13 protein-coding genes are annotated in these 13,633 nt (G+C 60.5%); 11 read left to right on the top strand and 2 right to left on the bottom strand.

All coding sequences use genetic code 11. From position 1 onward, the window contains the following. Positions 1-103: 103 nt before the first annotated feature. Positions 104-3,355 carry a ribonuclease E gene (gene rne / locus NQL71_RS18805; protein WP_274643099.1) on the bottom strand — a complete coding sequence of 1,084 codons (3,252 nt, stop codon included), beginning with the start codon at positions 3,353-3,355 and terminating at the stop codon, positions 104-106. Between the two features lie 701 nt (positions 3,356-4,056). Between rne and rluC the strand changes: the two genes are divergently transcribed. From rluC to NQL71_RS18820, 3 genes are read left to right on the top strand one after another with little or no spacing between them, the layout of a single operon-like run. After that, positions 4,057-5,019, top strand: coding sequence for a 23S rRNA pseudouridine(955/2504/2580) synthase RluC (gene rluC / locus NQL71_RS18810; protein ID WP_046815936.1), 963 nt, complete (start codon positions 4,057-4,059; stop codon positions 5,017-5,019). After that, positions 5,006-5,668, top strand: coding sequence for an HAD-IA family hydrolase (locus tag NQL71_RS18815; RefSeq protein WP_248686247.1), 663 nt, complete (start codon positions 5,006-5,008; stop codon positions 5,666-5,668). The genes rluC and NQL71_RS18815 overlap by 14 nt, the downstream gene beginning before the upstream one ends. Positions 5,669-5,692: 24 nt before the next feature. Further along, positions 5,693-6,682 (top strand): S49 family peptidase, encoded by a 990-nt coding sequence (locus NQL71_RS18820; protein WP_046815938.1) that lies wholly within the window; start codon positions 5,693-5,695, stop codon positions 6,680-6,682. Positions 6,683-6,787: 105 nt separating this feature from the next. Here NQL71_RS18820 and NQL71_RS18825 read toward each other — a convergent pair whose 3' ends face one another. Next, positions 6,788-7,366 (bottom strand): Maf family protein, encoded by a 579-nt coding sequence (locus NQL71_RS18825; protein WP_046815939.1) that lies wholly within the window; start codon positions 7,364-7,366, stop codon positions 6,788-6,790. Positions 7,367-7,471: 105 nt separating this feature from the next. On the opposite strand from NQL71_RS18825, the gene NQL71_RS18830 reads away from it, so the two are divergent. The 8 genes from NQL71_RS18830 (at position 7,472) to pabC (ending at position 13,631) form a co-directional block, all read left to right on the top strand. Continuing rightward, the gene (locus NQL71_RS18830) at positions 7,472-7,999 is read left to right on the top strand and encodes a YceD family protein (protein ID WP_008066540.1); all 528 of its coding nucleotides are present in this window, start codon (positions 7,472-7,474) and stop codon (positions 7,997-7,999) included. Between the two features lie 13 nt (positions 8,000-8,012). Next, entirely contained in the window at positions 8,013-8,195 is a 183-nt protein-coding gene (gene rpmF / locus NQL71_RS18835) for a 50S ribosomal protein L32 (protein ID WP_003179396.1), read from the top strand. 4 nt (positions 8,196-8,199) lie between these two features. Continuing rightward, complete coding sequence (gene plsX / locus NQL71_RS18840; protein ID WP_077185642.1) at positions 8,200-9,210, top strand: phosphate acyltransferase PlsX; 1,011 nt, start codon at positions 8,200-8,202, stop codon at positions 9,208-9,210. 125 nt (positions 9,211-9,335) lie between these two features. Continuing rightward, entirely contained in the window at positions 9,336-10,274 is a 939-nt protein-coding gene (gene fabD, locus NQL71_RS18845; RefSeq protein ID WP_033043587.1) for an ACP S-malonyltransferase, read from the top strand. A 16-nt stretch (positions 10,275-10,290) separates the two neighbouring features. After that, entirely contained in the window at positions 10,291-11,034 is a 744-nt protein-coding gene (gene fabG, locus NQL71_RS18850) for a 3-oxoacyl-ACP reductase FabG (protein ID WP_046815941.1), read from the top strand. Positions 11,035-11,225: 191 nt separating this feature from the next. Further along, positions 11,226-11,462 (top strand): acyl carrier protein, encoded by a 237-nt coding sequence (acpP, locus tag NQL71_RS18855; protein WP_003175607.1) that lies wholly within the window; start codon positions 11,226-11,228, stop codon positions 11,460-11,462. A 109-nt stretch (positions 11,463-11,571) separates the two neighbouring features. Then, positions 11,572-12,816, top strand: coding sequence for a beta-ketoacyl-ACP synthase II (gene fabF, locus NQL71_RS18860; RefSeq protein ID WP_077185643.1), 1,245 nt, complete (start codon positions 11,572-11,574; stop codon positions 12,814-12,816). Beyond that, a complete protein-coding gene (pabC, locus tag NQL71_RS18865) occupies positions 12,816-13,631 on the top strand; it encodes an aminodeoxychorismate lyase (protein ID WP_274643100.1) in 816 nt (271 codons plus the stop codon). Before fabF ends, pabC begins: the two co-directional genes overlap by 1 nt. The last annotated feature ends 2 nt before the right edge of the window (positions 13,632-13,633 follow it).

The raw sequence follows: 13,633 nt of genomic DNA on the forward strand, positions 1-13,633 counted from the left end.
CTGCAAGGCTGGCAGGCGGTTTAAACCTTGTTCAGGACGAGACAGCAGGCATAAAAAAGCCCCGCCTGGATGACCAGGCGGGGCTTTTCAATAGCCGAGGGAATCAGACGAGAGGTTTAGGCTCGTGCTCTTTTTCCTTGGCTTGCTCGTGTTGCTCAACCGCTTCCTGAACGGAGCGAGGGGCTTCGGCAGTCACTGACTCAACCGGCTCGGCAGCGACTTCGGCAGCCGGGGCAGGAGCTGCCTCGACCACTTCGGCAGCAACCGGTGCTGGTTCGTCAGCGACAACCGGAGCAGCAGCGGCCGCCAATTCGGCTTCCCGCTGCAGACGCTCTTCTTCACGCTTGCGGCGACGCACTTCACGTGGGTCGTTCGGCGCACGGCCACTTGGCGTCAGGGCGCTGACCGGGGCTGTTTCGACCACTGGAGCGGCCACTTCGGCAACAACCGGCGCTTCAATCACTGGAGCAGGCTCGGCAGCCGCGGCAACCGGCTCGGAGACCAACGCTGGCGCTACGTCGGCTTCAGCGACTGGCGCTGGAGCAGGCGTTTCGACGACGGCTGGCTCGGCAACCCAGTTGAATGCGGTTTGCTCTTCGCGAACTTCACGAACGGCTTCGGTCACGGTTTCAGTCACGCTTTCGCTAACCGGTTCTGCAACCACGGCGGGCTCGGCGGCCGCTTCAACCACTGGCTGTGCTTCTGGCGCGGGTGCCACTTCGATTTCCGGCGATGCGGTGGCTTCGACCGCAGTCGTCGCTTCCACAACCGGTGCTTCGACCGGAGCCGATTCCAGGGTGGCGGCAGTAGCGCGTTCGGCTTGCTCGTTGGCCTGTGCTTCAGCTGGAGCGCTGATCACGGTGCTGGCAACGGCTGCAGTAACAGCCAGGCCAGCGGCCAGGTCGGACGTGCTTGGCGCTTCATTGCTCTCGCCGGCGTCGGACTCATCCGAACCTTCGATCACGTTACCGTTGGCGTCACGCTGACGCTCGCGACGGTTGCTGCGACGACGCTGGCCACGGGAGCGGCGGCGTGGGCGATCGCCTTCGGCGCCTTCCTGACCGTCTTCCTGCAGTTGCTCTTCGTTGCCGGTCAGCTCTTCTTCAGCAACGGCAGCCGCTTGTTCGGCACGTGGTTGACGTTCTTCACGTGGTGGACGTGGAGCACGTTCTTCCCGTGGCGGACGGGCCGGGCGCTCTTCAGTGGCTGCGGTTGCGGTTGCGGTTGCAGTAGCGGCAGCGGTAGCGGCAGCGGCAGGAGCGACAGCATCCAGAGGCTCGCGCAGTTCACGCACACGCTCTTCACGCTCGCCACGTGGCTTGCGATCTTCACGTGGGGCGCGGGGTGCACGTTCTTCACGTGGCGGGCGTGGTACGCGTTCTTCGCGGGCGACTACCGGGGTTTCTTCGCGGGTCTCGCGAGGCTCGCGTACTTCCCGTGGCTGGCGCTCTTCGCGGGGCTCGCGGGGGGCGCGCTCCTCACGGGGGGCGCGTTCTTCACGCGGCTTGCGCTCTTCATCGCGGCGACCGTTACGGTTGCGGCTCTGCTGGCGGCCGTTGCGACGCTCTTCGTTGCTACGGGCCGGGCGTTCGGTGGCAGCCGGTTTTTCGACCACGGCAGGAGCCACAGGCTCTTCCTTGGTAGCGAACAGGCTGACCAGCGACTTCACCAGGCCTTTGAACAGGCTTGGCTCTGGTGCGGCCACCGGTGCGGCGACCGGAGCGGCGACGACTTCGGTTGGAACCGGAGCGTTGGCGCGGGCCGGAGCCGTCTTGACCGCAGCTTCCTGGCGAACCAGGGTGCGGGTCGCGGCAGCTGGCTGCACTTCTTCCACTTCGGCAGCGGCAGCGGCGATTTCGTAGCTGGACTGGTTGATCGCGGCTTCCGGGCTGTCATCACGCAGGCGCTGCACTTCGAAGTGTGGCGTCTCGAGGTGATCGTTCGGCAGGATGACGATGCGGGCACGGGTGCGCAGTTCGATCTTGGTGATCGAGTTGCGTTTTTCGTTGAGCAGGAACGCGGCCACCGGGATCGGCACTTGTGCACGAACTTCGGCGGTACGGTCTTTCAGGGCTTCTTCTTCGATCAGGCGCAGGATCGCCAGGGACAGCGATTCAACGTCACGGATGATGCCGGTACCGTTGCAACGCGGGCAAACGATGCCGCTGCTTTCGCCCAGGGATGGACGCAGGCGCTGACGGGACATTTCCAGCAGGCCGAAGCGCGAGATGCGACCGACTTGCACGCGAGCGCGGTCGGCTTCCAGGCATTCGCGGACTTTCTCTTCCACGGCGCGCTGGTTCTTGGCAGGGGTCATGTCGATGAAGTCGATGACGATCAGGCCGCCGATGTCGCGCAGGCGCAACTGACGGGCGATTTCTTCGGCAGCTTCAAGGTTGGTCTGCAGGGCGGTTTCTTCGATATCGCTGCCCTTGGTGGCGCGTGCCGAGTTGATGTCGATGGACACCAGGGCTTCGGTCGGGTCGATAACGATGGAACCACCGGAAGGCAGTTCGACCACGCGCTGGAAGGCGGTTTCGATCTGGCTTTCGATCTGGAAGCGGTTGAACAGCGGAACGCTGTCTTCGTACAGCTTGATCTTGCTGGCGTACTGCGGCATCACCTGGCGGATGAAGGTCAGGGCTTCGTCCTGGGCTTCAACGCTGTCGATCAGCACTTCGCCGATGTCCTGGCGCAGGTAATCGCGGATCGCGCGGATGATCACATTGCTTTCCTGGTAGATCAGGAACGGCGCGGAACGATCCAGCGAGGCTTCTTTGATGGCGGTCCAGAGTTGCAGCAGGTAATCGAGGTCCCACTGCATTTCTTCGCTGCTGCGGCCCAGGCCGGCAGTGCGCACGATCAGGCCCATGTCGGCCGGGGCAACCAGGCCATTGAGGGCTTCACGCAGTTCGTTGCGCTCTTCACCTTCGATGCGACGGGAAATACCGCCGGCACGCGGGTTGTTCGGCATCAGGACCAGGTAACGACCGGCCAGGCTGATGAAGGTGGTCAGGGCTGCGCCCTTGTTGCCACGTTCTTCTTTTTCGACCTGAACGATGACTTCCTGGCCTTCGCTCAGGACGTCCTTGATGTTGACGCGGCCTTCGGGGGTTTTCTTGAAGTATTCGCGGGAGATTTCTTTGAGTGGCAGGAAGCCGTGGCGCTCAGAGCCGAAATCGACAAAGGCAGCCTCAAGGCTTGGTTCGATGCGAGTAATCCGGCCTTTATAGATGTTGGCCTTCTTCTGCTCGCGTGCACCGGATTCGATGTCCAGGTCGTAGAGGCGTTGGCCATCTACCAGTGCAACACGCAACTCTTCGGGTTGAGTTGCGTTAATCAGCATTCTTTTCATGTAGTACCGTCGGTTTCCGGGCTGCCGGAAACGGCGTTCGGCACACACGACTTCTCATGGTCGGTGTCAGGTGCGTCGGGAGTGGTTGGCCATTCCCGTGTCCAGCGATGTCCGGCCAATGTGGGCCTTCGTCGCGACGTACGCGTCCTGCTTGCTGTGGCTACTTAAGCACTCAGTCAGGAGGAGGAATCAACCGGCGGCTGTGGACGAGATGAAGCGTCTTGATAAAGCCTATTGCTACACAGGCCAGCGGTTGTGCATCTCCACCCTACACGTATCCCTGATAATTCGGGTGCTGCCGCGCGCAGAATCCGCAGCGGGTTGGCATTTACCGTGAGCTCCGAAAGGGGAGGTCACGCATCATGGCTAATTTAGGCGTTGTTTCCGAAGCATTCGCTCGGGGTCATTCGCAGCTGACTGCACTTTGTGAACTGGCCATGAATATTCACTCGCAAGACGAGTCAAAACTCTGTTCTGCGGCTTGATTCAGGCCTCATGTCACCTGCGCTTGTTACACCTGCAAACTCCACCGTTACGTAGCGAAAGCCCCGTAGGACGGCCTCGCGTCCTGGTGAATTGCGTTGGTCAGGGCCGGTTTTTGACCGTTGGTCCGCTGTCCAGGCCGCTTTTGGCGGCGTTCGCGACTATAGCAGCAATGATTAAGTGCTTCAATTCCATAAAAAATTGTTATCATCCGCGCCATGACGACGACTACCCCCCCGACTCCAGGCGTACAACTGCTTGAGGTCTCGCCGGAATATGCCGGCCAACGTATTGACAATTTCCTTCTCGCTCGGCTCAAAGGCGTGCCCAAGACCTTGATTTACCGCATTTTGCGCAAAGGCGAAGTGCGAGTGAACAAAGGCCGGATCAAGCCCGAATACAAGCTGCAGGCGGGCGATATCGTGCGCGTGCCACCTGTTCGCGTGCCAGAGCGCGACGAACCGGTGCCGCTGGCCCAGGGGCTGCTGCAGCGCCTGGAGGCCTCGATTGTCTTCGAAGACAAGGCCCTGATCGTGATCAACAAGCCCGCCGGCATTGCGGTTCACGGCGGTAGCGGCCTGACGTTCGGCGTGATCGAAGCCTTTCGTCAGTTGCGCCCCGATTGCAAGGAGCTCGAGCTGGTTCACCGTCTCGACCGTGATACCTCCGGCCTGTTGATGATCGCCAAGAAGCGCAGCATGTTGCGTCACTTGCACACCGCGTTGCGCGGTGATGGCGTCGACAAGCGCTACATGGCGCTGGTGCGCGGCAACTGGGCCAGCTCGATCAAGCAAATCCGCGCGCCGCTGGGCAAGAGCAACCTGCGCTCCGGCGAGCGCATGGTCGAGGTCGACGAGGAGGAGGGCAAGGAGTCCGTGACCGTGTTCAAGGTCCTGCGCCGCTTCGGCGACTTCGCCACCCTGATCGAAGCCAAGCCGATTACCGGCCGCACTCACCAGATCCGTGTCCACACCCTGCACGCGGGGCATTGCATTGCTGGTGACACTAAATATGGTGAGGAAGGTTTCAGCAAGGAAATCCGCGATCTGGGCGGAAAGCGCCTGTTCCTGCATGCCTACATGCTGACCGTGCCGCTGCCCGATGGCGGCGAGCTGAAGTTGCAGGCCCCGGTCGACGAGATGTGGGCCAAGACCGTGGAGCGATTGAGTGCGCCCATCTGATTACAAACTGCTGATTTTCGATTGGGACGGCACATTGGCCGATTCCATTGGTCGGATTGTCGAGGCGATGCATGTGGCATCGCAGCGGTCCGGGTTTGCGCAGTGCGATGACTTTGCCGTCAAGGGCATCATCGGCCTGGGGCTGCCGGAGGCGATCCGTACCCTGTATCCCGAGATTGGCGATGCCGAGCTGATTGCCTTTCGCCAGCACTACGCCGACCACTACATCGCCTCGGAGGCGGAACCTTCGCCCCTGTTCGAGGGCGTGGTGGAATCGCTCGAGGCCTTTCGTGCCGAGGGTTATCACCTGGCCGTGGCTACGGGCAAGGCCCGACGCGGGCTGGATAGGGTGCTGAAGTCGCACGGTTGGGAAGATTACTTCGATATCACCCGTGCCGCCGACGAGACGGCCAGCAAGCCCCATCCGTTGATGCTGGAGCAGATACTGGCCCATTGTAAGGTCTGTGCGGGTCAGGCGCTGATGGTTGGCGATTCATCCTTCGATCTGCAGATGGCCCGCAATGCCGGCATGGATTCGGTGGCGGTCAGCTACGGCGCGCAGTCGATCGACGCGCTGAAACTCTACGAGCCGCGACTGACCATCGATCGTTTTGAACAATTGCACGCCTGGCTGGGTCAGCGGGCTTAATACGTTATTGCTGGGGTAGATGGCATGGCCGACGAATGGAAAGCGCCCGCCAAGGCGAGCGCAGAGAACGGTGACGAAAAAAGCTGGAAGCTGCTGGAAAAGACCCTGCTGGCCAGCGTGCAGGAGCAGCGTCGCTCCCGGCGCTGGGGAATTTTCTTCAAGCTGCTGACCTTCGTGTACCTGTTTGTCGCATTGGCGCTGTTTACGCCGCTGATGGACATGGAGAAGGTCGCCACCCGCAGTGGCAACTACACCGCGCTGATCGACATCACCGGCGTGATCGCCGACAAGGAGCCGGCCAGCGCCGACAATGTCGTGGGCAGCCTGCGGGCCGCCTTCGAAGACGAAAAGGTCAAGGGTGTCATTCTGCGCATCAACAGCCCTGGTGGCAGTCCAGTGCAGTCGGGCTACGTCTATGATGAAATCCGCCGCCTGCGTGGCCTGCATCCCGACACGAAGCTCTATGCAGTGATTTCCGACCTGGGCGCATCCGGTGCGTATTACATTGCCAGTGCCGCGGACCAGATCTATGCCGACAAGGCGAGCCTGGTGGGTTCCATCGGGGTCACGGCGGCCGGATACGGTTTTGTCGGCACCATGGAGAAGCTGGGTGTGGAACGTCGTACCTACACCTCGGGTGAGCACAAGTCGTTCCTCGATCCTTTCCAGCCGCAGAAGCCCGAAGAAACGGCGTTCTGGCAGGGCGTGCTCGATACCACTCACAAGCAGTTCATCAACAGCGTCAAGCAGGGTCGTGGCGATCGCCTGAAAGACAAGGAGCATCCGGAGCTGTTCTCCGGGCTGGTCTGGTCGGGTGAGCAGGCGCTGCCGCTGGGGTTGATCGATGGTCTGGGTAATGCCAGCTCGGTGGCGCGCGATGTGATCGGTGAGAAAGAACTGGTGGATTTCACCGTTCAGGAATCGCCGTTCGACCGCTTCTCGAAAAAGCTCGGTGCCAGCGTGGCTGAGCATTTGGCGATGTGGATGGGGTTTAACGGTCCGTCGTTGCGTTAATTCGATTTAAAGATCAAAAGATCGCAGCCTTCGGCAGCTCCTATAGGGTTCGCGTCATTGGACGTCGAGCGTGTAGGAGTTGCCGCAGGCTGCGATCTCTTGCTTTCAAGGGACCTGCACGCCCTCGACCAGCAGCATGTCCACCAGGCGAATCAACGGCAGGCCGACCAGGCTGGTGGCGTCAGGGCCTTCGGTGCCTTGAAACAGGCTAACGCCCAAACCCTCGGCCTTGAAGCTGCCAGCGCAATCGTAGGGTTGCTCGGCGCGCAGGTAGCGTTCGATGCGTTCGTCGTCGAGTGTGCGCATGTGCACCGTGAACGGCACGCAGTCGACCTGGCAATGGCCGGTCTGGCTGTTCAGCAGGGCCAGGCCGGTCAGGAATGTCACGCTGGCGCCGCTGGAAGCTTGCAGTTGCTCGCGGGCCTTTTCGAAGGTATGGGGCTTGCCGATGATCCGCTCGCCTAGCACCGCGACCTGGTCGGAGCCGATAATCAGATGAGCGGTATGGCTGTCGGCCAGTGCGCGCGCTTTCTGTTCGGCGAGGCGTTTGACCAGCTCAACGGCGGATTCTTCGGGGCGATGACTTTCGTCGATATCCGGCGAGCTGCAGCTGAATGGCAGCTGCAGGCGGGCCAGCAAATCCCGGCGATAGACCGAGCTGGAAGCAAGTAATAAAGGCAGCATGCGCAACTCCAAATGACTGGCTCGAATTCTAGCGGGGCTTCCAAGTGACGGACAGGGCTGAATTTCCTTTGACATGGGCGGGTGCATCCCTATAATGCTGCGCCTATGTTGAATGACCCGATTCCACCTCACGTTGACCCGCGCAAATTGGCTGATCGTGGCACCACCCTCCAAGGTGAAATGCTGCTGGCCGATTTGAAGAGACTCTGCGACCCGCTTTCCGACAATGTCGGTACGGTGCAGGCTAAATTCGTTTTTGAACGAGATGAACGTAAATCTGTGGTCATCCACAGCTTTATCGACACTGAAGTCAAAATGGTTTGCCAGCGTTGTCTTGAGCTGGTCACCCTGCCGATCCATAGCGAATGCAGTTACGCTGTGGTGAAGGAGGGTGCGAATACCCAGTCGTTGCCGAAAGGTTATGACGTGCTGGAACTGGGCGAAGATCCATTGGATCTGCAGTCACTGATCGAGGAGGAGCTTCTGCTCGCCTTGCCCATTGTGCCTGCTCATCATCCGGAAGAATGCCAGCAGCCGGCGGGAGCAGATGAGCCCGAACCGAGCGAGGACGAGGTAACGCGGTCCAACCCGTTCAGTGTATTGGCGCAGTTAAAGCGTGACCCAAACGTTTAGGAGTTAATCAATTATGGCTGTTCAGCAGAACAAAAAATCCCGCTCTGCCCGTGACATGCGCCGTTCGCACGACGCTCTCGAGGCTAGCACCCTGTCTGTAGAAAAAACCACTGGTGAAGTTCACCTGCGTCACCACGTATCGCCAGAAGGCGTATACCGTGGCCGTAAAGTGATCGACAAGGGCGCTGACGAGTAATCACTTGTCCGCTCAAGTCATCGCGATTGACGCAATGGGCGGGGACTTCGGTCCCCGCAGCATTGTCCAGGCCAGCCTTGCTTGCCTGTCTGCCACACCCTCGCTGCACCTGACCCTCGTCGGTCAACCCTCCCTCCTTGAAGAATTGATCGCTGGCCAATCGGCTGTGGATCGCGCGCGCCTGTCGATTACTCCGGCGTCCGAAGTTATTGCCATGGACGAGAAGCCCGCCCAGGCCCTGCGCGGCAAACCCGATTCCTCGATGCGCGTGGCCCTCGAGTTGCTGCGCGACGGCAAGGTCCAGGCCTGCGTCAGTGCCGGTAATACCGGAGCGCTGATGGCGTTGTCGCGATTTGTGCTCAAGACCCTGCCGGGTATCGATCGGCCCGCCATGGTAGCGGCGATCCCGACGCAGAAAGGTTATTGCCAGTTACTCGACCTGGGCGCCAACGTCGATTGCAGTGCCGAACATTTGCTGCAGTTTGCAGTGATGGGTTCCGTCGCGGCGGAGACCCTGGGCATCGTGCGTCCGCGTGTGGCCTTGCTGAACATCGGCACCGAGGACATCAAGGGCAATCAGCAGGTCAAGCTGGCTGCAACCCTGTTGCAGAGTGCCCGTGGCATCAACTACATCGGTTTTGTCGAAGGGGACGGGTTGTACCGTGGCGAAGCGGACGTCGTGGTCTGCGATGGTTTCGTCGGCAACATCCTGCTCAAGTCCAGCGAGGGGCTGGCCACCATGATTGCCGGGCGCATCGAGGCGTTATTCAGGCAGAGCCTGCCGGCACGTATGGTCGGTGCCTTGGCCTTGCCACTGATGAAGCGTCTGCAGGCCGACCTGGCGCCTGCGCGACATAACGGTGCGAGCTTCCTCGGTTTGCAGGGCATTGTCGTAAAGAGTCACGGTTCTGCAGGGGTCCAGGGCTTTCAAAGTGCCATTTCCCGTGCTCTGATCGAGATCCAGGAAAACCTGCCGGAACGCATCCACGGTCGTCTGGAGGATTTGTTGCTTTAGGCGTTTTCGTCGGACAATGCTTAAATGTGACCGCTTGGGCCAATTGGCCATCCAACTGTCAGTTTCTTGCGTCCCCCGAGCGGGACGCCAATTCTCCGACGACCAGATCATTAGGGGCTTGTTACATGTCTGCTTCCCTCGCATTCGTCTTTCCGGGACAGGGTTCGCAGTCCCTCGGCATGCTGGCCGAGTTGGGCGCGCAACACCCGGTCGTCCTCGACACATTCAAAGAAGCTTCCGATGCCCTCGGTTACGACCTGTGGGCACTGACCCAGCAAGGGCCGGAAGAGCAACTCAACCAGACCGATAAAACCCAGCCGGCAATTCTGACCGCTTCGATCGCGCTGTGGCGTCTGTGGCTGGCTGAAGGCGGCGCGCGTCCGGCTTATGTGGCCGGTCATAGCCTGGGCGAATACAGCGCTCTGGTAGCGGCTGGCAGCTTGAGCCTGGCGGATGCGGTGAAGCTCGTCGAGCGCCGTGGCCAACTGATGCAGGAAGCGGTGCCAGCCGGGCAGGGCGGCATGGCTGCCATTCTCGGCCTGGAAGACGCCGACGTACTGGCAGCCTGTGCCGAAGCCGCGCAGGGCGAAGTCGTCAGTGCGGTCAACTTCAACTCTCCGGGCCAAGTGGTCATCGCCGGTGCCAAGGCTGCGGTCGAGCGTGCCATCGAAGGCTGCAAGGCCCGTGGCGCCAAGCGCGCCATGCCGTTGCCGGTGAGCGTGCCGTCGCACTGCGAACTGATGCGCCCAGCGGCCGAGCGCTTCGCCGAATCGATCGCTGCGATCGATTGGCAGGCCCCGCAGATCCCGGTTGTACAGAACGTCAGCGCCCAGGTGCCGGCGGATCTGGAAACGCTCAAGCGTGATCTGCTCGAGCAACTGTACAAGCCAGTACGCTGGGTAGAATCCGTGCAGACCCTGGCCGCCAAAGGCGCGACCAATCTGGTCGAATGCGGCCCGGGTAAAGTACTGGCCGGTCTGAACAAGCGCTGCGCCGAAGGCGTATCGACTTCCAATCTCAACACCCCAGACGCTTTCGCTGCCGCCCGTGCAGCGCTGGCCTGAATCAGGAGAAGCTTGCATGAGTCTGCAAGGTAAAGTTGCACTGGTCACCGGCGCGAGCCGCGGTATCGGCCAGGCCATCGCCCTGGAACTGGGTCGTCAGGGCGCCATCGTTGTCGGCACCGCGACCTCCGCCTCGGGTGCCGAGCGCATTGCCGCCACCCTGAAGGAAAACGGCATTCAGGGCACTGGCCTTGAGCTCAACGTCACCAGCGACGAGTCCGTGGCGGCTGTCCTGGCAAGCATCCAGGCGCAATTCGGTGCACCGGCGATCCTGGTCAACAATGCCGGCATCACCCGCGATAACCTGATGATGCGCATGAAAGACGACGAGTGGCATGACGTGGTCGATACCAACCTGAACAGTCTGTTCCGCCTGTCCAAGGGCGTTTTGCGCGGTATGACCAAGGCTCGTTGGGGACGAATTATCAGTATTGGCTCGGTAGTGGGTGCCATGGGCAACGCAGGCCAAGTAAACTACGCTGCCGCCAAGGCCGGCCTGGAAGGTTTCAGCCGCTCTCTGGCGCGTGAAGTCGGTTCGCGTTCGATTACGGTAAACTCGGTGACCCCTGGGTTCATCGATACCGATATGACCCGCGAACTGCCCGAGGCACAGCGTGAAGCCTTGCAGACGCAGATTCCGCTGGGTCGTCTGGGGCAAGCTCAAGAGATCGCGTCTGTGGTCGCTTTTCTTGCGTCGGACGGTGCGGCTTACGTTACTGGGGCTACAATCCCGGTGAACGGCGGGATGTACATGAGTTAAATGTGACGGATCGTTTCAAAAAAATGTCATACGAGCTGTCTAAAATCCGTTATAAAGCTGCAATCTATTTATAGGCAGCGGGTCACCGGGTTTGAGGAGTGAAGCTTTCAGTTGAAAAGCTGAAAAGTCTTTCTATACACTTACCCACTGGCCAGCTGCCTGAATTTGTCCATTAGGAGTGAAAACAAGGTATGAGCACCATCGAAGAGCGCGTCAAGAAAATCGTTGCCGAGCAACTGGGCGTTAAAGAAGAAGAAGTTGTCAACACTGCTTCCTTCGTTGAAGACCTGGGTGCTGACTCCCTTGACACCGTTGAGCTGGTGATGGCTCTGGAAGAGGAATTCGAGACCGAAATCCCTGACGAAGAAGCTGAGAAGATCACTACTGTACAAGCTGCAATCGACTACGTTACCAGCCACCAGGCGTAATAGTTTGTAATCGTTGCTCGCTGTCATGGAAAAACCGCACTGCCATCATGGCGTGCGGTTTTTTCTTTAGGCCTGATGCAAAGTCGTCATTTGAAAAAAGGAGAGTGCTGTGTCGCGTAGACGCGTCGTAGTCACCGGTATGGGTATGTTGTCGCCACTGGGCACGGATGTGCCGAGCAGCTGGCAGGGCATTCTGGCTGGCCGCAGTGGCATTGGTCTGATCGAACACACCGACCTTTCTGCCTATTCCACCCGTTTTGGCGGCTCGGTAAAGGGCTTCAATGTCGAGGAATACCTGTCGCTCAAGGAAGCGCGCAAGCTCGACCTGTTCATTCAGTACGGTCTGGCCGCAGGTTTTCAGGCAGTGCGCAATGCCGGCCTGGAAGTGACCGACGCCAACCGCGAGCGCATTGGCGTGGCCATGGGTTCGGGTATCGGTGGACTGACCAACATCGAAGAAACCAGTCGCACCTTGCATGAGACCGGCCCGCGACGGATTTCTCCGTTCTTCGTGCCTGGTTCCATCATCAACATGATTTCCGGCTTCCTGTCCATCCACCTCGGGGCACAGGGGCCTAACTACGCCATCGCCACGGCGTGTACTACCGGTACGCACTGCATCGGCATGGCTGCACGCAACATCATGTACGACGAAGCCGACGTGATGATCGCCGGCGGCGCCGAAATGGCCGCCTGCGGCCTGGGTATGGGCGGTTTTGGTGCCTCCCGCGCACTGTCGACCCGCAACGACGAGCCGACCCGCGCCAGTCGTCCATGGGACAAGGGCCGTGATGGCTTCGTATTGTCCAATGGCGCCGGTGCACTGGTTCTTGAAGAACTGGAACACGCCAAGGCCCGTGGCGCGACCATCTATGCCGAACTGATCGGTTTCGGTACCAGTGGCGACGCTTACCACATGACTTCGCCACCCGCCGACGGTGCCGGTGCTGCTCGCTGCATTACCAATGCGCTGCGTGACGCCAGAATCAATGGCGATCAAGTGCAGTACATCAATGCCCACGGCACCTCGACGCCGGCGGGTGACCTCGCCGAGGTCAATGCGATCAAGTCGGTGTTCGGCGAGCACGCCTACAAGATGGCCGTCAGTTCGACCAAGTCGATGACCGGGCACTTGCTGGGTGCGGCGGGCGCGGTCGAAGCCATCTTCAGCGTGTTGGCAATCAACAGCCAGGTGGCGCCACCGACCATCAACCTCGATGAGCCGGACGAAGGCTGCGATCTCGACTTCGTGCCGCACACAGCGCGCAACATGGATATCGATGTGGTCCTGTCCAACTCCTTCGGTTTTGGCGGTACCAACGGCTCGCTGGTGTTCCGCCGGTTTGCAGGCTGATGGACAGCTGGGTCGACGGTCAGCCGGCTGACGCATTGTCGCTGAAGGATCGCGGCCTGGCTTATGGCGACGGTCTGTTCGAGACCATCGCCGTGCGCAATGGGCAACCGCTGTTGCTGGACCGGCATTTGTCGCGTCTGGCACAGGGTTGCTCGCGCCTGGCAATCTACGTCGACCCCGAGCAGATCCACAACGAGCTGCTGGCCTACGCGAATGCTTTGGGCGAGGGCGTGCTCAAGCTCATCGTGACCCGTGGCGATGGCCTGCGCGGTTATGCGCCTGATCCCAAGGCCCACGCCCGGCGCATCCTGCAGGGTAATCCTGCCGCTGCCTATCCTGCTGTCCATGGCGAGCAGGGCGTGCGTCTGTTCCCTTGCACCACGCGACTTTCCAGGCAGCCGCTGCTGGCGGGGCTCAAGCACCTCAATCGCCTTGAACAGGTCATTGCCCGCGCCGAATGGCAAGACACCGAGCACGCCGAAGGCTTGATGCTCGATCAGGCCGGTCGGGTGATCGAGGGTGTGTTCAGCAACCTGTTCCTGGTGCGCAATGGCGTGCTGGTCACCGCCGATCTCAAGCGTTGCGGCGTGGCAGGGGTGATGCGAGCCGAATTATTGTTTCAAGCCGAGTCGTTGGGTATTCCCACGCAAATCACCGATATCCCTCTCGAACAGCTGCAGTGGGCCGATGAAGTCTTTGTCTGCAACAGCGTGTATGGCATTTGGCCGGTGCGCGCCTATGCAGCACTGAGCTGGCCGGTTGGGCCGCTCACCCGTAAACTCCAAACCATTGCCCGCGCGCTACTGGATGCTTGATA

The sequence above is a fragment of the Pseudomonas serbica genome (assembly GCF_028823535.1).
In the GTDB taxonomy this organism is placed as follows: Bacteria; Pseudomonadota; Gammaproteobacteria; order Pseudomonadales; family Pseudomonadaceae; genus Aquipseudomonas; species Aquipseudomonas serbica.

Excerpts from the sequence above, each read along its gene's own strand:
- fabG (WP_046815941.1), top strand. The coding sequence starts at position 10,291 with ATGAGTCTGCAAGGTAAAGTTGCACTGGTCACCGGCGCGAGCCGCGGT.
- NQL71_RS18825 (WP_046815939.1), bottom strand. The coding sequence starts at position 7,366 with ATGCTGCCTTTATTACTTGCTTCCAGCTCGGTCTATCGCCGGGATTTG.
- NQL71_RS18830 (WP_008066540.1), top strand. The coding sequence starts at position 7,472 with ATGTTGAATGACCCGATTCCACCTCACGTTGACCCGCGCAAATTGGCT.
- acpP (WP_003175607.1), top strand. The coding sequence starts at position 11,226 with ATGAGCACCATCGAAGAGCGCGTCAAGAAAATCGTTGCCGAGCAACTG.
- NQL71_RS18820 (WP_046815938.1), top strand. The coding sequence starts at position 5,693 with ATGGCCGACGAATGGAAAGCGCCCGCCAAGGCGAGCGCAGAGAACGGT.
- rne (WP_274643099.1), bottom strand. The coding sequence starts at position 3,355 with ATGAAAAGAATGCTGATTAACGCAACTCAACCCGAAGAGTTGCGTGTT.
- fabD (WP_033043587.1), top strand. The coding sequence starts at position 9,336 with ATGTCTGCTTCCCTCGCATTCGTCTTTCCGGGACAGGGTTCGCAGTCC.
- rluC (WP_046815936.1), top strand. The coding sequence starts at position 4,057 with ATGACGACGACTACCCCCCCGACTCCAGGCGTACAACTGCTTGAGGTC.
- rpmF (WP_003179396.1), top strand. The coding sequence starts at position 8,013 with ATGGCTGTTCAGCAGAACAAAAAATCCCGCTCTGCCCGTGACATGCGC.
- pabC (WP_274643100.1), top strand. The coding sequence starts at position 12,816 with ATGGACAGCTGGGTCGACGGTCAGCCGGCTGACGCATTGTCGCTGAAG.